Origin of the sequence: Citrobacter portucalensis, from assembly GCF_002042885.1 — a bacterium.
In the GTDB taxonomy this organism is placed as follows: Bacteria; Pseudomonadota; Gammaproteobacteria; order Enterobacterales; family Enterobacteriaceae; genus Citrobacter; species Citrobacter portucalensis.
This window is the reverse complement of the sequence record NZ_MVFY01000011.1, coordinates 118,727-140,718: the sequence shown is the minus strand read 5'-3', so window position 1 is coordinate 140,718 and position 21,992 is coordinate 118,727. Positions and strand designations below refer to the sequence as shown.

19 protein-coding genes are annotated in these 21,992 nt (G+C 54.0%); 16 read left to right on the top strand and 3 right to left on the bottom strand.

The window, feature by feature from the left end:
* The first annotated feature begins 2 nt into the window (after positions 1-2).
* The 16 genes from ftsI to mutT all read left to right on the top strand — a co-directional run bounded on the left by ftsI (position 3) and on the right by mutT (position 20,069).
* Positions 3-1,769: a peptidoglycan glycosyltransferase FtsI gene (ftsI, locus tag BZK40_RS17190; RefSeq protein ID WP_003829538.1), complete on the top strand. Its 1,767-nt coding sequence runs from the start codon at positions 3-5 to the stop codon at positions 1,767-1,769.
* Complete coding sequence (gene murE, locus BZK40_RS17185) at positions 1,756-3,243, top strand: UDP-N-acetylmuramoyl-L-alanyl-D-glutamate--2,6-diaminopimelate ligase (RefSeq protein ID WP_079935001.1); 1,488 nt, start codon at positions 1,756-1,758, stop codon at positions 3,241-3,243. Before ftsI ends, murE begins: the two co-directional genes overlap by 14 nt.
* Positions 3,240-4,598: a UDP-N-acetylmuramoyl-tripeptide--D-alanyl-D-alanine ligase gene (gene murF, locus BZK40_RS17180; protein ID WP_079935000.1), complete on the top strand. Its 1,359-nt coding sequence runs from the start codon at positions 3,240-3,242 to the stop codon at positions 4,596-4,598. Before murE ends, murF begins: the two co-directional genes overlap by 4 nt.
* Complete coding sequence (gene mraY / locus BZK40_RS17175) at positions 4,592-5,674, top strand: phospho-N-acetylmuramoyl-pentapeptide-transferase (protein WP_003018774.1); 1,083 nt, start codon at positions 4,592-4,594, stop codon at positions 5,672-5,674. Before murF ends, mraY begins: the two co-directional genes overlap by 7 nt.
* 2 nt (positions 5,675-5,676) lie before the next feature.
* Positions 5,677-6,993 (top strand): UDP-N-acetylmuramoyl-L-alanine--D-glutamate ligase, encoded by a 1,317-nt coding sequence (murD, locus tag BZK40_RS17170; protein WP_032942364.1) that lies wholly within the window; start codon positions 5,677-5,679, stop codon positions 6,991-6,993.
* The gene (ftsW, locus tag BZK40_RS17165) at positions 6,993-8,237 is read left to right on the top strand and encodes a cell division protein FtsW (protein WP_003829529.1); all 1,245 of its coding nucleotides are present in this window, start codon (positions 6,993-6,995) and stop codon (positions 8,235-8,237) included. Before murD ends, ftsW begins: the two co-directional genes overlap by 1 nt.
* Positions 8,234-9,301 carry an undecaprenyldiphospho-muramoylpentapeptide beta-N-acetylglucosaminyltransferase gene (gene murG, locus BZK40_RS17160; protein ID WP_003829528.1) on the top strand — a complete coding sequence of 356 codons (1,068 nt, stop codon included), beginning with the start codon at positions 8,234-8,236 and terminating at the stop codon, positions 9,299-9,301. The genes ftsW and murG overlap by 4 nt, the downstream gene beginning before the upstream one ends.
* A 51-nt stretch (positions 9,302-9,352) precedes the next feature.
* Complete coding sequence (gene murC / locus BZK40_RS17155) at positions 9,353-10,828, top strand: UDP-N-acetylmuramate--L-alanine ligase (protein WP_003018763.1); 1,476 nt, start codon at positions 9,353-9,355, stop codon at positions 10,826-10,828.
* Complete coding sequence (locus tag BZK40_RS17150) at positions 10,821-11,741, top strand: D-alanine--D-alanine ligase (protein ID WP_079934999.1); 921 nt, start codon at positions 10,821-10,823, stop codon at positions 11,739-11,741. Before murC ends, BZK40_RS17150 begins: the two co-directional genes overlap by 8 nt.
* Position 11,742: 1 nt before the next feature.
* Positions 11,743-12,576, top strand: a complete 834-nt coding sequence (ftsQ, locus tag BZK40_RS17145; protein WP_079934998.1) for a cell division protein FtsQ — start codon at positions 11,743-11,745, stop codon at positions 12,574-12,576.
* On the top strand, positions 12,573-13,835 hold the full coding sequence (ftsA, locus tag BZK40_RS17140) for a cell division protein FtsA (RefSeq protein WP_003018755.1): 1,263 nt from the start codon (positions 12,573-12,575) through the stop codon (positions 13,833-13,835). The genes ftsQ and ftsA overlap by 4 nt, the downstream gene beginning before the upstream one ends.
* Before the next feature lie 62 nt (positions 13,836-13,897).
* A complete protein-coding gene (gene ftsZ / locus BZK40_RS17135; RefSeq protein WP_003018753.1) occupies positions 13,898-15,049 on the top strand; it encodes a cell division protein FtsZ in 1,152 nt (383 codons plus the stop codon).
* A 100-nt stretch (positions 15,050-15,149) separates the two neighbouring features.
* Positions 15,150-16,067 (top strand): UDP-3-O-acyl-N-acetylglucosamine deacetylase, encoded by a 918-nt coding sequence (gene lpxC / locus BZK40_RS17130; RefSeq protein WP_006686706.1) that lies wholly within the window; start codon positions 15,150-15,152, stop codon positions 16,065-16,067.
* Between the two features lie 283 nt (positions 16,068-16,350).
* Complete coding sequence (gene secM / locus BZK40_RS17125; RefSeq protein ID WP_003829520.1) at positions 16,351-16,857, top strand: secA translation cis-regulator SecM; 507 nt, start codon at positions 16,351-16,353, stop codon at positions 16,855-16,857.
* Between the two features lie 60 nt (positions 16,858-16,917).
* On the top strand, positions 16,918-19,623 hold the full coding sequence (gene secA / locus BZK40_RS17120; RefSeq protein WP_008786199.1) for a preprotein translocase subunit SecA: 2,706 nt from the start codon (positions 16,918-16,920) through the stop codon (positions 19,621-19,623).
* Between the two features lie 56 nt (positions 19,624-19,679).
* Positions 19,680-20,069 carry an 8-oxo-dGTP diphosphatase MutT gene (gene mutT, locus BZK40_RS17115; RefSeq protein WP_008786200.1) on the top strand — a complete coding sequence of 130 codons (390 nt, stop codon included), beginning with the start codon at positions 19,680-19,682 and terminating at the stop codon, positions 20,067-20,069.
* A 173-nt stretch (positions 20,070-20,242) separates the two neighbouring features.
* Here mutT and yacG read toward each other — a convergent pair whose 3' ends face one another.
* From yacG to coaE, 3 genes are read right to left on the bottom strand one after another with little or no spacing between them, the layout of a single operon-like run.
* The gene (gene yacG, locus BZK40_RS17110) at positions 20,243-20,437 is read right to left on the bottom strand and encodes a DNA gyrase inhibitor YacG (RefSeq protein ID WP_003018740.1); all 195 of its coding nucleotides are present in this window, start codon (positions 20,435-20,437) and stop codon (positions 20,243-20,245) included.
* A gap of 9 nt (positions 20,438-20,446) precedes the next feature.
* Positions 20,447-21,190 carry a cell division protein ZapD gene (gene zapD / locus BZK40_RS17105; RefSeq protein ID WP_003829513.1) on the bottom strand — a complete coding sequence of 248 codons (744 nt, stop codon included), beginning with the start codon at positions 21,188-21,190 and terminating at the stop codon, positions 20,447-20,449.
* A complete protein-coding gene (gene coaE / locus BZK40_RS17100) occupies positions 21,190-21,810 on the bottom strand; it encodes a dephospho-CoA kinase (protein WP_003829511.1) in 621 nt (206 codons plus the stop codon). The genes zapD and coaE overlap by 1 nt, the downstream gene beginning before the upstream one ends.
* Positions 21,811-21,992: the final 182 nt, after the last annotated feature.

Below are 21,992 nucleotides of genomic sequence, written 5' to 3'. Positions count from 1 at the left end.
GCATGAAAGCAGCGGCAAAAACGCACAAACCAAAACGCCAGGAAGAACAAGCCAACTTTATCAGTTGGCGTTTTGCGTTACTGTGCGGCTGTATTTTGCTGGCACTGGGTTTTCTGCTGGGGCGCGTTGCCTGGCTGCAAATCATCGCGCCGGACATGCTGGTGCGTCAGGGTGATATGCGCTCTCTACGCGTCCAGGAAGTGTCTACATCACGCGGAATGATTACCGACCGCTCTGGTCGCCCGCTGGCGGTGAGCGTTCCGGTTAAAGCGATATGGGCCGACCCGAAAGAAGTACATGATGCAGGCGGCGTGAGCGTTGGCGAACGCTGGAGAGCGCTGTCAACCGCGCTGAATCTCCCGCTCGATCAACTGGCTTCCCGCATTAACGCCAACCCGAAAGGGCGCTTCATCTATCTGGCGCGTCAGGTAAACCCTGACATGGCCGACTACATCAAGAAACTGAAGCTGCCAGGTATCCACCTGCGCGAAGAATCCCGCCGTTACTATCCTTCCGGAGAAGTGACTGCTCACCTCATCGGCTTTACTAACGTCGACAGCCAGGGGATTGAAGGCGTAGAGAAGAGCTTCGACAAGTGGCTCACCGGACAACCGGGCGAACGTATTGTACGTAAAGACCGTTATGGCCGCGTCATTGAAGATATCTCCTCTACCGACAGCCAGGCGGCGCATAACCTCGCGTTGAGCATTGATGAGCGTTTACAGGCACTGGTCTACCGTGAACTGAATAATGCCGTGGCGTTCAACAAGGCGGAGTCAGGCAGTGCGGTACTGGTGGATGTAAACACCGGTGAAGTGCTGGCCATGGCCAACAGTCCGTCCTACAACCCGAACAATCTCACCGGTACGCCAAAAGACGCGATGCGTAACCGTACCATCACCGACGTGTTTGAACCGGGTTCTACCGTTAAACCGATGGTGGTGATGACCGCGCTGCAGCGTGGCGTGGTTCGCGAAAATACCGTCCTCAACACTATCCCTTACCGAATTAATGGTCACGAAATCAAAGACGTGGCGCGTTATAGTGAATTAACCCTCACCGGGGTTTTGCAGAAGTCGAGTAACGTCGGTGTTTCCAAGCTGGCGTTAGCGATGCCGTCCTCAGCGTTAGTAGATACTTACTCACGTTTTGGGCTGGGAAAAGCGACCAATTTGGGGTTGGTCGGAGAACGCAGTGGCTTATATCCTCAAAAACAACGGTGGTCTGACATAGAGAGGGCCACCTTCTCTTTCGGCTACGGGCTAATGGTAACGCCGTTACAGTTAGCGCGAGTCTATGCAACGATCGGCAGCTACGGCGTTTATCGTCCACTGTCGATTACCAAAGTTGACCCTCCTGTTCCGGGTGAGCGTATCTTCCCGGAAGATACCGTGCGTACCGTCGTGCATATGATGGAAAGCGTGGCGCTGCCGGGCGGCGGCGGCGTGAAGGCGGCGATTAAAGGCTATCGCATCGCTATTAAAACCGGTACAGCGAAAAAAGTAGGGCCGGATGGCCGCTACATCAACAAATACATTGCTTATACCGCAGGCGTTGCGCCTGCGAGTCAGCCGCGCTTCGCGCTGGTTGTTGTTATCAACGATCCGCAGGCGGGTAAATACTACGGTGGCGCCGTTTCCGCGCCGGTCTTTGGTGCCATCATGGGCGGCGTACTGCGCACCATGAACATCGAGCCGGATGCGCTGACAACGGGCGATAAAAATGAATTTGTGAATAATCAAGGCGAGGCAACAGGTGGCAGATCGTAATTTGCGCGACCTTCTTGCTCCATGGGTGCCGGGTGCACCGGAGCGAGCACTGCGGGAGATGACGCTTGACAGCCGTGTGGCTGCATCAGGCGATCTCTTTGTCGCAGTATTGGGTCATCAGGCGGACGGGCGTCGGTATATCCCGCAGGCGATAGCGCAAGGTGTGGCTGCCATTATTGCAGAAGCAAAAGATGAAGCTACTGATGGTGAAATCCGTGAAATGCATGGCGTTCCGGTCATCTATCTCAGTCAGCTTAACGAACGTTTATCTGCACTGGCGGGCCGTTTTTACCACGAGCCTTCTGAGAAAATGCGTCTGGTCGGCGTAACCGGGACTAACGGTAAAACCACCACCACCCAATTGCTGGCCCAGTGGAGCCAACTGCTTGGCGAAACTAGCGCGGTAATGGGAACAGTAGGCAATGGCCTGCTGGGCAAAGTGATCCCGACGGAAAATACCACCGGTTCAGCCGTTTATGTCCAGCATGTGCTGGCGGGGCTGGCTGCGCAGGGCGCAACGGTTGGCGCGATGGAAGTCTCTTCACACGGCCTGGTTCAGCATCGCGTCGCGGCGCTGAAGTTTGCCGCATCAGTATTTACTAACTTAAGCCGCGACCATCTCGACTACCACGGCGACATGGAACATTACGAAGCCGCGAAATGGCTGCTGTATTCCACGCACCATTGCGGTCAGGCCATCGTCAATGCGGATGATGAAGTCGGTCGTCGCTGGCTGGCGAAACTCCCGGATGCGGTTGCCGTTTCGATGGAAGACCACATCAACCCGAACTGTCATGGTCGTTGGTTAAAAGCGGTTGACGTGAAGTATCACGACAGCGGGGCAACGATTCGTTTTACCTCATCATGGGGCGACGGCGAAATTGAAAGCCGCCTGATGGGGGCGTTTAACGTCAGCAATCTTCTGCTGGCGCTGGCAACGCTGTTGGCACTGGGCTATCCGTTAGCTGATTTACTGAAAACGGCGACACAATTGCAGCCGGTTTGCGGACGTATGGAAGTGTTCAGCGCGCCGGGTAAAACCACCGTGGTGGTTGATTACGCTCATACGCCAGATGCGCTGGAAAAAGCGCTGCAGGCGGCACGTCTGCACTGTACTGGCAAACTGTGGTGCGTCTTTGGCTGCGGCGGTGATCGTGATAAAGGCAAACGTCCGTTGATGGGCGCAATCGCCGAGCAGTTTGCAGATGTTGTCGTGGTGACTGATGACAACCCGCGTACCGAAGAGCCGCGCGCCATTATTAACGACATTCTGGCGGGTATGCTGGATGCCGGACAGGCGAAGGTGATGGAAGGGCGCGCAGAAGCCGTGACAAACGCCATTATGCAGGCGAAAGAAAACGACGTGGTGCTGGTGGCCGGGAAAGGTCACGAAGATTACCAGATCGTCGGCTCGCAGCGTCTCGACTATTCTGACCGCGTGACCGCAGCGCGTCTGCTGGGGGTTATCGCATGATTAGCGTAACGCTCAGCCAACTGGCGGAGATCCTCCGTGGCGAACTGAAAGGGGCCGATCTGACCCTTGATGCCGTAACAACCGATACGCGTAAAGTGACGCCGGGCTGCCTGTTTGTGGCGCTGAAAGGCGAACGTTTTGATGCCCATGATTTTGCAGACAAAGCGCAAGAGAGCGGGGCGGGTGCGCTGCTGGTCAGCCGCCCGTTGGACACCAACCTGCCGCAGCTGATTGTTAAAGATACGCGTCTGGCGTTTGGTGAACTGGCGGCGTGGGTTCGCGCTCAGGTTCCGGCGCGCGTTGTCGCGCTGACCGGCTCATCCGGTAAAACGTCCGTCAAAGAGATGACGGCTGCCATTCTGAGCCAGTGTGGTAACACCCTATATACCGCGGGCAATCTGAATAACGACATCGGCGTACCGATGACGCTGCTGCGCTTAACTAACGATTACGACTATGCCGTGATTGAGCTCGGCGCCAACCATCAGGGCGAAATCGCCTGGACCGTCGGCCTGACGCGTCCGGAAGCGGCGCTGGTGAACAATCTGGCCGCCGCGCACCTGGAAGGTTTCGGCTCTCTGGCGGGCGTTGCGAAGGCAAAAGGTGAGATTTTTACCGGCCTGTCTGAGAATGGTATCGCCATTATGAATGCCGACAACAACGACTGGTTGAACTGGCAAAGCATCATCGGCGAACGCAAAGTCTGGCGCTTCTCCCCGAATGCGGCCAACAGCGACTTTTCTGCTACCAACGTTCATGTGACCTCGCATGGCACAGAATTTTCTCTGCAAACGCCGACCGGAAGCATTGATGTCCTGCTGCCGTTGCCGGGTCGCCACAATATCGCTAACGCCCTTGCGGCGGCGGCGCTTTCTATGGCGGTAGGCGCGACGCACGAGGCGATCAAAGCGGGTTTGAAGGATCTGCAAGCGGTACCGGGACGTCTGTTCCCGATTCAACTCGCAGAAAATCAGTTGCTGCTGGACGACTCCTATAACGCGAACGTCGGTTCGATGACCGCAGCGGTGCAGGTGCTGTCTGAAATGCCGGGCTATCGCGTACTGGTCGTTGGCGATATGGCAGAGCTTGGCGCAGAAAGTGAAGCATGCCATGTACAGGTAGGTGTTGCTGCGAAAGCAGCAGGTATCGACCGTGTACTGAGTACAGGAAAACTGAGTAAGGCAATTAGCGACGCCAGCGGCGTTGGCGAACATTTTGCGGATAAAAGCGCGCTGGCCGCGCATCTTAAAGCATTGATTGCAGAACATCAGGTCATGACGATTTTAGTGAAGGGTTCACGTAGTGCCGCCATGGAAGAGGTAGTACGCGCATTACAGGAGAATGGGACATGTTAGTTTGGCTGGCCGAACATTTGGTCAAATATTATTCCGGCTTTAACGTCTTTTCCTATCTGACGTTTCGCGCCATCGTCAGCCTGCTGACCGCGCTGTTCATCTCTTTGTGGATGGGCCCGCGCATGATTGCCCGCTTGCAAAAAATGTCCTTTGGACAGGTTGTACGTAACGACGGTCCTGAATCGCACTTTAGTAAACGTGGTACGCCAACCATGGGCGGGATCATGATCCTCACCGCGATTGTTATCTCCGTTCTGTTGTGGGCATATCCGTCGAACCCGTACGTATGGTGCGTGCTGGTGGTATTGATTGGCTATGGCATTATCGGTTTTGTCGATGACTATCGCAAAGTGGTGCGCAAAGATACCAAGGGCCTGATTGCCCGCTGGAAGTACTTCTGGATGTCGGTGATTGCGCTGGGTGTAGCCTTTGCGCTGTACCTCGCCGGTAAAGATACCCCGGCTACCGAGCTGGTGGTGCCGTTCTTTAAAGATGTCATGCCGCAATTGGGGCTGTTCTACGTGCTGCTGGCGTACTTCGTTATTGTGGGTACTGGCAATGCGGTAAACCTCACCGATGGCCTGGACGGTCTGGCGATTATGCCGACCGTGTTCGTGGCCGCAGGTTTTGCGCTGGTGGCATGGGCTACCGGTAACATGAACTTTGCCAACTACCTGCACATTCCCTATTTACGCCATGCCGGCGAACTGGTGATCGTCTGTACGGCGATTGTCGGTGCGGGGTTAGGCTTCCTGTGGTTTAACACCTATCCGGCGCAGGTCTTTATGGGCGACGTCGGTTCTCTGGCGCTGGGCGGCGCGCTGGGCATTATTGCCGTGCTGCTGCGTCAGGAATTCCTGCTGGTAATTATGGGCGGCGTATTTGTTGTGGAAACGCTGTCGGTCATTCTGCAGGTTGGCTCCTTTAAGCTGCGCGGACAGCGCATCTTCCGTATGGCGCCGATTCACCATCACTATGAACTGAAAGGCTGGCCGGAACCGCGCGTAATTGTGCGCTTCTGGATTATTTCGCTGATGCTGGTGCTGATTGGCCTGGCAACGCTGAAGGTACGTTAATCATGGCTGATTACCAGGGTAAAAAAGTCGTCATTATCGGTCTGGGTTTGACCGGGCTGTCCTGCGTGGATTTCTTTCTGGCGCGCGGCGTGACGCCGCGTGTGATGGATACCCGCGCAACGCCACCTGGCCTGGATAAATTGCCGGAAGCGGTTGAGCGTCATGTTGGCAGCCTGAATGATGATTGGCTGCTGGCCGCCGATCTTATCGTCGCCAGCCCTGGTATTGCCCTGGCGCATCCTTCGCTGAGCGCCGCTGCTGATGCAGGGATCGAAATTGTCGGTGACATCGAGCTGTTCTGTCGTGAAGCGCAGGCGCCGATCGTCGCGATCACCGGTTCCAACGGGAAAAGCACCGTCACCACGTTGGTGGGAGAAATGGCGAAAGCGGCTGGTGTGAACGTGGGTGTTGGCGGAAATATCGGCCTGCCCGCGCTGATGTTGCTGGATGACGAACGTGAGCTGTATGTACTGGAGCTGTCGAGCTTCCAGCTGGAGACAACCTCCAGCTTACAGGCCGTAGCCGCCACCATTTTGAACGTCACTGAAGATCATATGGACAGGTATCCGTTTGGCTTGCAGCAGTACCGTGCGGCCAAACTGCGCGTCTATGAGAATGCGAAAGTGTGCGTGGTTAATGCCGATGATGCGCTGACCATGCCGATTCGCGGGGCGGATGAGCGCTGCGTGAGCTTTGGCATCAACATGGGTGACTATCATCTCAATCGTCAGCAGGGTGAAACCTGGCTGCGGGTGAAGGGTGAAAAAGTCCTGAACGTGAAAGAGATGACGCTTACCGGCCAGCATAACTATACCAACGCCCTGGCGGCGCTGGCGCTGGCGGATGCTGCGGGTCTGCCGCGGGCATCCAGCCTGAAAGCGCTGACTACCTTTACCGGTCTGGCGCATCGTTTCCAGTTGGTACTGAATCATAACGGTGTGCGTTGGATCAACGATTCAAAAGCCACCAACGTTGGCAGCACCGAAGCGGCGCTGAATGGTCTGCACGTTGACGGTACGTTGCACCTGCTGCTGGGCGGCGATGGGAAATCCGCCGACTTTATGCCGCTGCAACGCTACCTGACTGGCGACAACATTCGTCTGTACTGCTTTGGTCGCGATGGCGCGCAGCTTGCCGCTCTGCGTCCTGAGGTTGCGGAACACACTGAAACCATGGAGCAGGCAATGCGTCTGCTCGCACCGCGTGTGAAGTCGGGCGATATGGTGCTGCTGTCGCCAGCCTGCGCCAGCCTTGACCAGTTCAAGAACTTTGAGCAACGCGGTGACGTCTTTACCCGTTTAGCGAAGGAGTTGGGTTGATGCGATTCTCTCTCCCTCGTCTGAAAATGCCGCGCGTACCGGGACTGGGTGTCCTGGCGTGGATCTTCGCGGCACTTAAAGGCTGGGTGATGGCTTCGCGTGATAAAGACGCGGACAGCTTGATCATGTATGACCGAATGCTGCTGTGGCTGACTTTTGGTCTGGCAGCGATCGGTTTTGTGATGGTGACATCGGCATCGATGCCCGTAGGGCAACGCCTGGCAGGCGATCCTTTCCTGTTTGCTAAGCGTGACGCGCTGTATATCTTCCTCGCGTTCTGTCTGGCGATGGTGACGCTGCGTCTGCCGATGGAGTTCTGGCAAAAGTACAGCACGACGATGCTGATCGCCTCGATCATCATGTTGTTGATCGTGCTGGTGGTGGGGAGCTCCGTTAACGGGGCATCGCGCTGGATCGCGCTGGGGCCATTGCGTATTCAGCCTGCGGAATTTACCAAGCTGTCGCTGTTCTGTTATCTCGCCAACTACCTGGTGCGTAAAGTCGATGAAGTGCGTAACAACCTGCGCGGCTTCTTAAAACCGATGGGCGTGATTCTGGTGCTGGCAGTCTTACTGCTGGCGCAGCCTGACCTTGGTACGGTGGTGGTGCTGTTTGTCACGACGCTGGCGATGCTGTTTCTCGCTGGTGCGAAACTGTGGCAGTTCATTGCCATTATCGGCATGGGGATTTCGGCGGTGGTGCTGCTGATCCTTGCCGAACCGTATCGTATTCGCCGCGTAACCTCTTTCTGGAACCCATGGGAAGATCCGTTTGGCAGCGGCTATCAGTTAACGCAATCGCTGATGGCTTTTGGTCGCGGTGAGGTTTGGGGTCAGGGGTTAGGTAATTCAGTGCAAAAACTGGAGTATTTACCGGAAGCGCACACCGACTTCATCTTCGCCATCATTGGGGAAGAGCTGGGTTATATCGGTGTGGTATTGGCACTTTTAATGGTATTCTTCGTCGCTTTTCGCGCGATGTCGATTGGCCGCAAAGCGCTGGAAATTGACCACCGTTTTTCAGGCTTTTTAGCCTGCTCCATCGGGATTTGGTTTAGCTTCCAGGCCCTGGTAAACGTCGGCGCGGCAGCAGGCATGCTGCCAACAAAAGGTCTGACGTTACCGCTGATCAGTTATGGTGGTTCCAGTTTGTTGATTATGTCGACGGCCATCATGTTTTTGTTACGTATTGATTATGAAACGCGTCTGGAAAAAGCCCAGGCGTTTACACGAGGTGCACGATGAGTGGTCAACCGAAGCGGTTAATGGTGATGGCAGGCGGTACCGGCGGGCATGTGTTCCCGGGGCTGGCGGTCGCACACCATTTAATGGCCCAGGGCTGGCAGGTTCGTTGGCTGGGCACCGCCGATCGTATGGAAGCGGACTTAGTGCCGAAGCATGGCATTGAAATTGACTTTATTCGCATCTCTGGTCTGCGTGGCAAAGGCGTTAACGCACTACTTGCCGCTCCCGTGCGTATTTTTAATGCCTGGCGTCAGGCGCGCGCCATCATGAAGCAGTTTAAGCCTGATGTGGTGCTGGGGATGGGCGGTTACGTGTCCGGCCCTGGCGGTCTGGCTGCCTGGTCATTAGGCATTCCGGTTGTACTGCATGAGCAGAACGGCATTGCGGGATTAACTAACAAGTGGCTGGCGAAAATTGCAACGAAGGTGATGCAGGCTTTTCCTGGCGCTTTCCCGAATGCGGAAGTGGTGGGTAACCCAGTACGCACCGACGTTCTGGCGCTGCCGTTGCCCGAAGCGCGTCTGGCGGGGCGTGAAGGCCCGGTTCGCGTGCTGGTCGTCGGGGGATCTCAGGGCGCACGCGTATTGAACCAGACGATGCCGCAGGTTGCCGCAAAGCTTGGTGACGCGGTGACTATCTGGCATCAGAGTGGCAAAGGCGCGCAGCAAACCGTTGAACAGGCGTATGCCGACGCGGGACAACCGCAGCACAAGGTCACTGAGTTTATTGATGATATGGCAGCCGCCTACGCGTGGGCGGATGTCGTAGTTTGTCGCTCCGGCGCGCTGACGGTAAGCGAAATTGCCGCCGCAGGTTTGCCTGCGCTGTTTGTGCCTTTTCAGCATAAAGACCGACAGCAGTACTGGAATGCGCTGCCGCTGGAGAAAGCGGGCGCCGCCAAAATTCTTGAGCAGCCGCAGTTTACTGTGGATGCCGTCGCTAACACCCTTTCCGGGTGGTCGCGAGAAACCTTATTAACCATGGCAGAACGTGCGCGCGCCGCTTCCATTCCGGATGCTACAGAGCGCGTTGCTAATGAAGTGAGCCGGGCTGCCCGGGCGTAATTGTGGTGATGCCTTTTGCATCGCATGAACTAAGAAGTTAATGGCTAAAGAATGAATACACAACAACTGGCAAAACTGCGTTCCATCGTGCCCGAAATGCGTCGCGTTCGGCACATTCACTTTGTCGGCATCGGTGGTGCTGGTATGGGCGGTATTGCCGAAGTTTTGGCCAACGAAGGTTATCAGATCAGCGGTTCTGACTTAGCGCCGAACCCGGTGACGCAGCAGTTGACGAATCTGGGCGCCACGATTTTCTTCAACCATCGCCCGGAAAACGTGCGCGATGCGAGCGTGGTGGTGGTATCCAGCGCCATTTCTGCGGATAACCCGGAAATTGTTGCGGCGCATGAAGCGCGCATTCCGGTGATCCGTCGTGCTGAAATGCTGGCGGAGTTAATGCGTTTTCGTCACGGTATCGCCATTGCCGGGACGCACGGTAAAACCACGACCACAGCGATGGTCTCCAGTATCTACGCGGAAGCGGGGCTGGATCCGACGTTTGTCAACGGCGGTCTGGTGAAGGCCGCAGGCGTCCATGCGCGTCTGGGTCATAGCCGTTATTTAATTGCTGAGGCGGATGAGAGCGATGCGTCGTTCCTGCATTTGCAGCCGATGGTAGCGATTGTTACCAATATCGAAGCCGATCATATGGATACCTACCATGGCGACTTCGAAAATTTAAAGCAGACGTTTATTAATTTCCTGCATAACTTGCCGTTTTATGGTCGTGCGGTGATGTGCGTTGACGACCCGGTGATCCGCGAGTTGTTGCCGCGAGTTGGTCGTCAAACCACAACCTATGGTTTCAGCGATGATGCTGATGTGCGCGTCGAAGATTACCAGCAGATTGGTCCACAAGGACACTTCACGCTGCTGCGTCAGGGGATGGCCGATTTACGCGTGACGTTGAACGCACCGGGCCGTCACAATGCGCTGAACGCGGCGGCGGCGGTAGCAGTTGCAACAGAAGAAGGCATTGAAGACGACGCAATTCTGCGCGCGCTGGAAAGTTTCCAGGGCACCGGACGACGTTTTGACTTCCTCGGCGAATTCCCGCTTGAGCCGGTAAACGGTAAAGCCGGGACGGCGATGCTGGTGGATGATTATGGTCATCACCCTACGGAAGTGGATGCCACGATTAAAGCTGCACGCGCGGGCTGGCCGGACAAAAATTTGGTGATGCTGTTCCAGCCGCACCGCTTTACGCGTACTCGCGATCTGTATGACGACTTTGCCAACGTGCTGACTCAGGTCGATGCGCTGTTGATGCTGGATGTGTACGCCGCGGGTGAAGCCGCGATTCCAGGAGCCGACAGTCGCTCGCTGTGCCGTACGATCCGTGGTCGCGGTAAGATCGACCCGATTCTGGTATCCGATCCGGCTCAGGTGGCAGACATGCTGGCGCCGGTATTAACCGGCAACGATCTGATTTTGGTGCAGGGCGCTGGAAATATCGGCAAAATCGCGCGTTCCTTAGCTGAAATCAAACTGAAGCCGCAAAACCCGGAGGAAGAACAACATGGCTGATAAAATCGCGGTCCTGTTAGGGGGAACCTCCGCAGAGCGTGACGTTTCGCTGAATTCCGGCTCGGCCGTACTGGCAGGGTTACGCGAAGGTGGTGTGGATGCTCATCCAATTGACCCAAAAGAGGTTGATGTCACGCTTTTGAAATCGATGGGTTTTCAAAAGGTGTTTATTGCGCTGCACGGTCGTGGTGGTGAAGATGGTACGTTGCAGGGCATGCTGGAGCTGGTTGGTCTGCCGTACACCGGTAGTGGCGTCATGGCTTCTGCGATTTCGATGGACAAACTGCGCAGCAAACTGTTGTGGCAGGGGGCTGGTTTACCGGTCGCGCCTTGGGTCGCATTGACCCGCGCTGAGTTCGAAAAAGGTCTTAGCGATGAGGTGGTTACGGAGATTTCTGCGTTAGGTTTGCCGCTGATTGTGAAGCCAAGCCGTGAAGGCTCAAGCGTAGGGATGTCAAAAGTTGAAGAAGAAAATGCTTTGCATGGTGCATTAGCATTGGCTTTTCAGCATGATGAAGAAGTACTGATCGAAAAATGGCTCAGTGGCCCGGAATTTACAGTTGCGATACTTGGTGAAGAAATTTTACCGTCAATACGTATCCAACCCGCGGGAACCTTCTATGATTATGAGGCGAAGTATCTCTCTGATGAGACACAATATTTCTGCCCTGCCGGTCTGGAAGTCGAACAAGAGGCCCGTTTACAGGAATTAGTCCTGAAAGCGTGGACCACATTGGGCTGTAAAGGTTGGGGTCGCATTGACGTCATGCTGGACAGCGATGGCCAGTTTTATCTGCTGGAAGCGAATACCTCTCCGGGTATGACCAGCCACAGTCTGGTGCCGATGGCGGCGCGTCAGGCGGGCCTGAGCTTCTCGCAGTTGGTGGTAAGAATTCTGGAGTTGGCGGACTGATATGTCGCAGGCTGCGCTGAACACGCGAAACGGTGATGAAGAAGAAGTAAACTCCTCACGCCGCAATAATGGAACGCGTCTTGCAGGAATATTGTTCCTGCTGACAGTGCTGTGCACCGTGTTTGTCAGCGGCTGGGTAGTGTTGGGATGGATGGAAGATGCGCAACGTTTGCCTTTATCGAAACTGGTGTTAACCGGCGAACGACATTACACGCGCAATGACGATATTCGTCAGTCCATTTTGGCGCTGGGCGCTCCGGGAACCTTTATGACTCAGGATGTGAACATCATTCAGAGTCAAATTGAACGCCTCCCCTGGATTAAACAGGCGAGCGTCAGAAAGCAATGGCCCGATGAATTGAAGATTCATCTGGTTGAATATGTGCCCATTGCGCGTTGGAATGACCAACATATGGTGGATGCTGAAGGAAATACGTTCAGTGTTCCAACCGGTCGGGCCAATAAGCAGGTATTACCCATGTTGTATGGGCCGGAAGGCAGCGCAAGTGAAGTGTTGCAAGGGTTCCGCGATATGGGGCAGGTGCTGGCTAAGGATAGATTCACCCTGAAGGAAGCGGCGATGACCGCTCGTCGTTCCTGGCAGTTGACGCTGAATAACGATATTAAGCTGAATCTGGGCAGGGGCGATACGATAAAACGTTTGGCTCGCTTTGTGGAACTCTACCCGGTTTTACAGCAGCAGGCGCAAACCGATGGCAAACGGATTAGCTACGTTGATTTGCGTTATGACTCAGGAGCGGCAGTAGGCTGGGTTCCCTTGCCTCCTGAGGAATCTAATCAGCAACAGAATCAGGCACAGGCAGAACAACGATGATCAAGGCGACGGACAGAAAACTGGTAGTTGGACTGGAGATTGGCACCGCGAAGGTAGCCGCTTTAGTAGGGGAAGTTCTGCCCGACGGTATGGTCAATATCATTGGCGTGGGCAGTTGCCCATCGCGAGGTATGGATAAAGGCGGGGTGAATGACCTTGAGTCAGTGGTGAAGTGCGTACAGCGCGCCATTGACCAGGCTGAACTGATGGCAGATTGCCAGATTTCCTCGGTGTATCTGGCACTTTCCGGTAAACATATTAGCTGTCAAAATGAAATTGGTATGGTGCCCATTTCCGAAGAGGAAGTGACGCAGGAAGATGTGGAAAACGTGGTACATACGGCAAAATCCGTACGCGTTCGCGATGAACATCGTGTTCTGCACGTTATTCCGCAGGAATACGCCATCGACTACCAGGAAGGCATTAAAAATCCGGTCGGTCTTTCCGGCGTGCGTATGCAGGCAAAAGTCCATCTTATTACCTGCCACAACGACATGGCAAAGAACATTGTCAAAGCCGTTGAACGTTGTGGTCTGAAAGTTGACCAACTGATTTTTGCCGGGTTGGCAGCCAGTTATTCCGTGTTGACGGAAGATGAACGTGAACTGGGTGTCTGCGTGGTGGATATTGGTGGTGGTACAATGGACATCGCCGTTTATACTGGCGGGGCGTTGCGCCACACTAAAGTTATCCCTTATGCAGGGAATGTAGTGACCAGCGATATCGCGTATGCCTTTGGTACGCCGCCGAGCGATGCTGAAGCCATCAAAGTGCGCCATGGTTGCGCGCTGGGCTCCATCGTGGGTAAAGACGAAAGCGTTGAAGTGCCAAGCGTAGGTGGTCGTCCACCGCGTAGCCTGCAACGTCAGACCCTGGCAGAGGTCATTGAGCCGCGTTATACCGAGCTGCTCAACCTGGTCAACGAAGAAATTTTGCAATTACAAGAACAGCTTCGCCAGCAGGGGGTGAAACATCATCTGGCGGCGGGGATTGTGTTAACCGGTGGCGCTGCGCAAATTGAAGGTCTTGCGGCCTGCGCACAGCGCGTGTTCCATACGCAAGTACGTATTGGCGCACCGCTGAATATCACTGGTCTGACGGATTATGCCCAGGAGCCGTATTATTCAACGGCAGTGGGGCTGCTTCACTACGGGAAAGAATCCCATTTGAGTGGTGAGGCTGAAGTTGAAAAACGCGTTACGGCATCAGTTGGCTCGTGGATCAAACGACTCAATAGCTGGCTGCGAAAAGAGTTTTAATTTTTAAAGAGACCAACGCACATTAACGGTCTCAGGCGACAGGCACAACGGAGAGAGAAACTATGTTTGAACCTATGGAACTTACCAATGACGCGGTGATTAAAGTCATCGGCGTCGGCGGCGGCGGCGGTAATGCCGTTGAACACATGGTGCGCGAGCGCATCGAAGGTGTTGAATTCTTCGCGGTGAATACCGACGCTCAGGCGTTGCGTAAAACGGCGGTTGGACAGACCATTCAGATTGGTAGCGGCATCACCAAAGGTCTGGGCGCGGGTGCAAACCCGGAAGTAGGCCGTAATGCGGCAGACGAAGATCGTGAAGCTCTGCGTGCAGCGCTTGACGGCGCAGACATGGTGTTTATCGCAGCTGGCATGGGCGGCGGTACCGGTACCGGTGCAGCGCCAGTGGTTGCTGAAGTAGCAAAAGATTTAGGTATTCTGACCGTTGCTGTCGTGACTAAGCCTTTCAACTTTGAAGGTAAGAAGCGTATGGCATTCGCGGAACAGGGTATCACCGAGCTGTCCAAACATGTGGACTCTCTGATCACTATTCCGAATGACAAGCTGCTGAAAGTGCTGGGTCGCGGTATCTCCCTGCTGGATGCGTTTGGCGCAGCGAACGACGTGCTGAAAGGCGCAGTCCAGGGTATCGCTGAACTGATTACTCGTCCGGGCCTGATGAACGTCGACTTTGCAGACGTGCGCACCGTGATGTCCGAAATGGGCTACGCGATGATGGGTTCAGGCGTGGCAAGCGGTGAAGACCGTGCAGAAGAAGCGGCTGAAATGGCTATCTCTTCTCCGCTGCTGGAAGACATCGATCTGTCTGGTGCGCGCGGCGTGCTGGTCAACATTACTGCGGGCTTCGACCTGCGTCTGGATGAGTTCGAAACCGTCGGTAACACGATTCGTGCCTTTGCATCGGATAATGCGACCGTGGTTATCGGTACCTCCCTGGACCCGGATATGAACGACGAACTGCGCGTGACCGTTGTTGCAACTGGAATTGGTATGGACAAACGTCCTGAAATCACTCTGGTGACCAACAAGCAGGTACAGCAGCCGGTAATGGATCGTTACCAGCAGCACGGCATGGCGCCGTTGACGCAAGAGCAGAAACCGGTAGCGAAAGTGGTTAACGACAATACGCCGCAAACCACCAAAGAGCCGGATTATCTGGATATCCCAGCATTCCTGCGTAAGCAAGCTGATTAAGAATTAGCTGGAATTTGGGAATTGTGGCTCTTTGTGCTAAACTGGCCCACCGAATGTATAGTACACTTCGGTTGGATAGGTAATTTGGCGAGATTATACGATGATCAAACAAAGGACTCTTAAACGTATCGTTCAGGCGACTGGCGTCGGTTTGCATACCGGCAAAAAAGTCACCCTGACATTACGCCCTGCGCCGGCCAACACCGGGGTCATCTATCGTCGCACCGACTTGAATCCTCCGGTAGATTTCCCGGCCGATGCCAAATCTGTGCGTGATACCATGCTCTGTACGTGTCTGGTCAATGAGCATGATGTACGGATTTCAACCGTAGAGCACCTTAATGCTGCTCTGGCGGGTTTAGGTATCGATAACATCGTTATTGAAGTTAACGCACCGGAAATCCCGATCATGGATGGCAGTGCCGCTCCGTTCGTTTATCTGCTGCTTGATGCAGGTATTGAAGAACTGAGCAGCGCCAAAAAATTTGTTCGCATCAAAGAGACCGTTCGTGTCGAAGATGGCGATAAGTGGGCTGAGTTTAAGCCGTATAATGGTTTTACGTTGGATTTCACCATCGACTTTAACCATCCGGCGATCGACTCCAGCACGCAGCGCTACGCGATGAACTTCTCTGCGGATGCGTTCATGCGTCAGATCAGCCGTGCGCGTACTTTCGGCTTCATGCGTGATATCGAATATCTGCAGTCCCGCGGCCTGTGCCTGGGCGGCAGCTTCGATTGTGCCATCGTTGTTGACGATTATCGCGTATTGAACGAAGACGGCCTGCGTTTTGAAGATGAATTCGTTCGTCACAAAATGCTCGACGCGATCGGTGACTTGTTCATGTGTGGTCACAACATTATTGGTGCATTTACCGCGTATAAATCCGGTCATGCATTGAATAACAAACTGTTGCAGGCGGTCCTGGCAAAACAGGAAGCCTGGGAATATGTGACCTTCCAGGACGATGCAGAACTGCCGTTGGCGTTCAAAGCACCATCGACCGTACTGGCATAACGACATACGCTGTCGCATAAATTCGACTGGTAAATCTGGCACTCTCTCCGGCCAGGTGAACCAGTCGTTTTTTTATCTTCCGAGTGCAAACCACCTTATCTGAAGCGACTTTTTCCCCACAGGTAGATTAAAATACCGTTCGATCGCTGCTTTCTTAAGCATATTTACCCGCGACTTGCTGTCATTACTGCTGTGGTGCGAACGCATTAATGGTAAGATTTGTGCGCAAAAAATGGTTTTGCATTTGTAACCCCAAACGCAGGGTATATCAGGTGGCAATAACGTGAGTGGAATACTGACGCGCTGGCGACAGTTAGGCAGACGGTACTTCTGGCCGCATCTCCTGTTGGGGATGGTCGCGGCTAGTTTTGGCCTGCCCGCGCTCGGTAATGCTGCTGAACCTAATACCCCCGCGAAGGCGACCGCCAGCAATCACGATCAAGGCGCTAAAGTTAACTTTAGCCAGCTTGCTTTGCTGGAAGCGACTAATCGCCGCCCAAATTTTACCGTCGATTACTGGCATCAACATGCCATTCGTACGGTTATCCGCCATCTTTCTTTTGCCATGGCACCTCAGGCGTTGCCCGTTGCCGAAGAGCCATTGCCAATTCAGGCGCACCATCTTGCGTTACTGAATACGCTCAGCGCGATGCTGACGCAAGAAGGCACTCCGCCCGCGACAGTAAGTCGCGTGACATACGCACACTTTACCTCTCAGGCCGCGTTTAGCGTTCCGGTCTGGATCAGCCAGCTGCAGGGTATCCGCGCTGGTCCTCAACGCCTCAGCTAAAAAAGAACCTTCCAACTTATAATTTTTGACTCCGCACCGCGGGGCGTTTGAGATTTTATTATGCTAATCAAATTATTAACGAAAGTATTCGGTAGCCGTAACGAGCGTACGCTGCGTCGTATGCGTAAAGTGGTCAATGTCATCAACGCGATGGAACCGGAGATGGAAAAACTCTCCGATGATGAACTGAAAGCGAAGACCGCTGAATTCCGCGCCCGTCTGGAAAAAGGTGCCAGCGTTGAGAGCCTGATCCCGGAAGCGTTCGCAGTAGTGCGTGAAGCGAGTAAACGCGTGTTCGGTATGCGTCACTTCGACGTTCAGCTGCTGGGCGGTATGGTGCTTAACGATCGCTGCATCGCGGAAATGCGTACTGGTGAAGGTAAAACCCTTACCGCGACGCTGCCAGCCTACCTGAACGCATTAAGCGGGAAGGGCGTACACGTGGTTACCGTGAACGACTATCTGGCTCAGCGTGATGCCGAAAATAACCGCCCGCTGTTTGAATTCCTCGGCATGACCGTTGGTATCAACATGTCTGGCCTGCCTGCGCCAGCCAAGCGTGAAGCCTACAACGCCGATATTACTTACGGTACCAACAACGAATACGGCTTTGACTACCTGCGTGACAACATGGCGTTTAGTCCGGAAGAGCGTGTTCAACGTAAACTGCACTATGCGCTGGTCGATGAAGTCGACTCCATCCTGATCGATGAAGCGCGTACGCCACTGATCATTTCCGGCCCGGCTGAAGACAGCTCGGAAATGTACAAAAAAGTGAATAAAATCATCCCGCACCTGATCCGTCAGGAGAAGGAAGATTCCGACACGTTCCAGGGCGAAGGCCACTTCTCAGTTGATGAGAAAGCGCGCCAGGTTAACCTGACCGAACGTGGTCTGGTACTGATTGAAGAGCTGCTGGTTAACGAAGGCATTATGGACGAGGGCGAGTCACTGTACTCTCCAGGCAACATTATGCTGATGCACCACGTGACTGCCGCACTGCGTGCGCACGTGCTGTTTACCCGCGACGTAGACTACATCGTGAAAGACGGCGAAGTTATCATCGTCGATGAACACACCGGTCGTACCATGCAGGGGCGTCGCTGGTCCGATGGTCTGCACCAGGCTGTTGAAGCTAAAGAAGGCGTAGAGATCCAGAACGAGAACCAGACGCTGGCATCTATTACCTTCCAGAACTACTTCCGTTTGTACGAAAAACTGGCCGGTATGACCGGTACAGCCGACACTGAAGCGTTTGAATTTAGCTCCATCTACAAACTGGATACCGTGGTTGTGCCGACCAACCGTCCGATGATCCGTAAGGATTTACCGGATCTGGTGTACATGACCGAAGCGGAAAAAATTCAGGCGATCATTGAAGATATTAAAGAACGTACTGCAAATGGCCAGCCGGTGCTGGTAGGTACTATCTCCATTGAAAAATCGGAAGTAGTGTCTAACGAGCTGAGCAAAGCGGGTATCAAACACAATGTTCTGAACGCCAAGTTCCACGCCAACGAAGCTGCAATCGTCGCCCAGGCGGGTTACCCGTCAGCCGTGACTATCGCGACGAACATGGCCGGTCGTGGTACCGATATCGTACTAGGCGGTAGCTGGCAGGCGGAAGTTGCCGAGCTGGAAAACCCAACTCCGGAACAAATCGCGCAGATTAAAGCCGATTGGCAGGTTCGCCATGACGCGGTATTAGCTGCCGGTGGCTTGCATATTATCGGTACCGAGCGTCACGAATCTCGCCGTATCGATAACCAGCTGCGTGGTCGTTCGGGTCGTCAGGGTGATGCGGGCTCTTCCCGTTTCTATCTGTCGATGGAAGATGCGCTGATGCGTATTTTTGCCTCTGACCGCGTGTCAGGCATGATGCGTAAACTGGGTATGAAGCCTGGCGAAGCCATTGAACACCCATGGGTGACCAAAGCAATTGCTAACGCGCAGCGTAAAGTGGAAAGCCGCAACTTCGATATTCGTAAGCAGCTGCTGGAATATGATGACGTTGCCAACGATCAGCGCCGTGCTATCTACACCCAGCGTAACGAACTGCTGGACGTAACTGACGTTAGCGAAACCATCAACAGCATCCGTGAAGATGTCTTCAAAGCAACTATTGATGCCTATATTCCGCCGCAGTCTCTGGAAGAAATGTGGGATATCCCGGGTCTGCAGGAACGTCTGAAAAACGACTTCGATCTTGAGATGCCGATTTCAGAGTGGCTGGATAAAGAGCCTGAGCTGCACGAAGAAACGCTGCGTGAACGTATCCTGGCAAACGCCATCGAAGTTTATCAGCGTAAAGAAGAAGTTGTGGGCGCGGAGATGATGCGTCACTTCGAAAAAGGCGTGATGCTGCAAACTCTCGACTCCCTGTGGAAAGAGCACCTTGCTGCGATGGACTATCTGCGCCAGGGTATCCACCTGCGTGGTTATGCGCAAAAAGATCCGAAGCAGGAATACAAGCGTGAATCCTTCTCTATGTTTGCGTCAATGCTGGAGTCACTGAAATATGAAGTGATCAGCACCCTGAGCAAAGTTCAGGTGCGTATGCCTGAAGAAGTCGAAGCCATGGAGCAGCAGCGTCGTGAAGAAGCTGAGCGCTTAGCGCAGATGCAGCAGTTGAGTCATAAAGGCGACGATTCTGCTGCGGCAGAAGAGCTGGCAGCACAAACCGGCGATCGTAAAGTGGGTCGTAACGATCCGTGTCCTTGCGGCTCTGGCAAAAAATACAAACAGTGCCACGGCCGTCTGAGCTAAGAAAATAACTTACTGAAAAGGCGCAGAATTCTGCGCCTTTTTTATGGACGATAAAGATGAAAATACTGCAAATCGCCGTCGGGATTATTCGTAATCAGCAACATGAAATTTTTATCACCCAGCGTGCGGCTGATGCCCACATGGCCAATAAGCTGGAGTTCCCCGGCGGGAAAATTGAAGCGGGCGAAACGCCGGAGCAGGCGCTGATTCGCGAGCTACAGGAAGAAGTGGGGATCACGCCGACTCAAAGCTCATTGTTCGAAAAGCTGGAGTATCAGTTTCCGGACAGGCATATCACTCTGTGGTTCTGGCTGGTTGAAAGCTGGGAAGGCGAGCCGTGGGGAAAAGAGGGGCAACCGGCGCAGTGGATTGCGCAAGATGCTCTGAATGCGCAGGATTTCCCGCCCGCGAATGCACCGGTCATTGAAAAGCTGATAGCTGGCTAATGGTGCTGTAGGCCGGATAAGGCAACGCCGTATCCGGCAAATTATGGCGGGGGCGCTACGCTTGCCCGCCCTACGTTTTAGTTCGTAGGCCTGATAAGCGCAGCGCCATCAGGCAAAACAAAATAAAATGTCGGATGCGGCATTGCCTTATCCGACCCACCGTTTTAGCAGAATTACTTCTGCTCTTCACTCCAGTCGTCGCTTTCTGACAGATCACCAGAGCTTGGGATGCGTTTCTCTTCTGCGGCCCACTCTCCCAGATCGATTAACTGGCAGCGCTTGCTGCAGAATGGGCGAAACGGACTGACCTCAGCCCATACTACAGGCTTGCCGCAGGTTGGGCAGTTGACGATGGTTTGTTCAGACATGTTGACTCCTTAACAGCACGCCAGTTCAAAATCGAGGCGCTCAGGCACCTGACCATTCTCGCTATCCAGCGGCATAAAGCGGATGGCAAAACGGCTCTTATGACCAGAAATTTGCGGATAAAGCAGCGAATCAAGCGGCAGCTGTAAGCGCAGCAGATCTGCATCTTCGCCGTTGTCCTGATAAAAACCATTCAGGCTGGTTTGCTTACGAAACGGCGCTGAGTTGCGAATTAAATCCAGTACCAGCGACAGCGCCTGATTGAGCGGATTCAGGCTGGCAAGCCAGGTTTCAACCTGCGCGTCACGATGCGACTGTGCCAGGTGTAACCAGATATGCAGGGTCGGCAGATCGAAACTGCAGCACCCGCCAGGAATACTTAAACGCTGACGTACGAGACCAATCAGACGATCTTCGCGCAGCGTCTGTCCAATACGCGGGGCAGAAATCAGAATGCTGCCTGCACTTTTTAGCTGCTGACGCAAAGAGTCTATTCTGCTTTGATCGACGCCGGGAACTTCGACCCAGGCCTGGAGTTTACGCTGCTGTCGCTCCAGTTCTTTGAGGAGTTCGGTACGGACTTCGCCGCGTTCAAATACATCCAGTAAATCTCCGATATTGCGGAAAAAATGCAGAGCGCCGGCATGGTCAGCAATGGGCAAATTAACGGAGAGCTGTTGGATTAAAAACTCAATGCGCAGCCATGTACGCATCTTCTCATTGAGAGGGTGTTCAAAAAGGACCTGGGTGTGCATTACGGTTTTTCCTGTGAGACAAACTGCGACGCGCATTGCAAATAGAGCGCGTGCAGGCGGGCGACATCCGAGGCGATGGCTTCCGGTGCGCCATTATTATCAATAACATCGTCTGCCACGGCCAGCCGCGCTTCACGCGTTGCCTGGGCAGCAAGAATTTGTTCAACATGCTCACGCGTGACGTCATCACGCTGCATGGTGCGTCTGAGCTGGGTTTCGGGGGTGACATCCACCACGAGTACGCGGTCGGCTTTTTTATACAGCGAATTTTCCACCAGCAAAGGGACAACCCATAGCAGATAAGGAGAGGTTGCTTGCTGAAACTGACGCTGCGTTTCCTGCTGAATAAGCGGATGAAGCAGGGCATTCAGCCAGCTTTTCTCCTCAGGATTGGAAAAAATGCGTTCGCGTAAAATGCGTCGCTGCAACGATCCGTCTGCGGCTATAACGTCGGAACCAAAATGTTCTTCGATCGCCTTAAGAGCAGGTGTGCCGGGTTCAACCACCTGGCGCGCAATAATATCTGCATCAATGACGTTTATTCCGAGGTCAGCGAACGCATTTGCAACGGTGCTTTTACCACTGCCAATGCCGCCGGTTAAGGCTACCGTATACCTCATAGATGCCGATCCTGGAGTTTAAGTTTGATTATCAAACAGTTAAAAGTTATGCGTGCGAAGGCGAGGCTGCTGCAGGATTAACCTACTATTCGCCAGGTAAATTTATGGGATTGTAGCGTAAAAAAAGAGAATTTCGCAGTCTTGCGCGGCATTGATTAGTGCGTATGATAGCGTCACTGGAG

What these genes read in the sequence shown, in the direction of transcription:
- ftsI (WP_003829538.1), top strand. Translation starts at nt 3, where the DNA reads ATGAAAGCAGCGGCAAAAACGCACAAACCAAAACGCCAGGAAGAACAA.
- murF (WP_079935000.1), top strand. Translation starts at nt 3,240, where the DNA reads ATGATTAGCGTAACGCTCAGCCAACTGGCGGAGATCCTCCGTGGCGAA.
- mraY (WP_003018774.1), top strand. Translation starts at nt 4,592, where the DNA reads ATGTTAGTTTGGCTGGCCGAACATTTGGTCAAATATTATTCCGGCTTT.
- murD (WP_032942364.1), top strand. Translation starts at nt 5,677, where the DNA reads ATGGCTGATTACCAGGGTAAAAAAGTCGTCATTATCGGTCTGGGTTTG.
- ftsW (WP_003829529.1), top strand. Translation starts at nt 6,993, where the DNA reads ATGCGATTCTCTCTCCCTCGTCTGAAAATGCCGCGCGTACCGGGACTG.
- murG (WP_003829528.1), top strand. Translation starts at nt 8,234, where the DNA reads ATGAGTGGTCAACCGAAGCGGTTAATGGTGATGGCAGGCGGTACCGGC.
- murC (WP_003018763.1), top strand. Translation starts at nt 9,353, where the DNA reads ATGAATACACAACAACTGGCAAAACTGCGTTCCATCGTGCCCGAAATG.
- BZK40_RS17150 (WP_079934999.1), top strand. Translation starts at nt 10,821, where the DNA reads ATGGCTGATAAAATCGCGGTCCTGTTAGGGGGAACCTCCGCAGAGCGT.
- ftsQ (WP_079934998.1), top strand. Translation starts at nt 11,743, where the DNA reads ATGTCGCAGGCTGCGCTGAACACGCGAAACGGTGATGAAGAAGAAGTA.
- ftsA (WP_003018755.1), top strand. Translation starts at nt 12,573, where the DNA reads ATGATCAAGGCGACGGACAGAAAACTGGTAGTTGGACTGGAGATTGGC.
- ftsZ (WP_003018753.1), top strand. Translation starts at nt 13,898, where the DNA reads ATGTTTGAACCTATGGAACTTACCAATGACGCGGTGATTAAAGTCATC.
- lpxC (WP_006686706.1), top strand. Translation starts at nt 15,150, where the DNA reads ATGATCAAACAAAGGACTCTTAAACGTATCGTTCAGGCGACTGGCGTC.
- secA (WP_008786199.1), top strand. Translation starts at nt 16,918, where the DNA reads ATGCTAATCAAATTATTAACGAAAGTATTCGGTAGCCGTAACGAGCGT.
- mutT (WP_008786200.1), top strand. Translation starts at nt 19,680, where the DNA reads ATGAAAATACTGCAAATCGCCGTCGGGATTATTCGTAATCAGCAACAT.
- yacG (WP_003018740.1), bottom strand. Translation starts at nt 20,437, where the DNA reads ATGTCTGAACAAACCATCGTCAACTGCCCAACCTGCGGCAAGCCTGTA.
- zapD (WP_003829513.1), bottom strand. Translation starts at nt 21,190, where the DNA reads ATGCACACCCAGGTCCTTTTTGAACACCCTCTCAATGAGAAGATGCGT.
- coaE (WP_003829511.1), bottom strand. Translation starts at nt 21,810, where the DNA reads ATGAGGTATACGGTAGCCTTAACCGGCGGCATTGGCAGTGGTAAAAGC.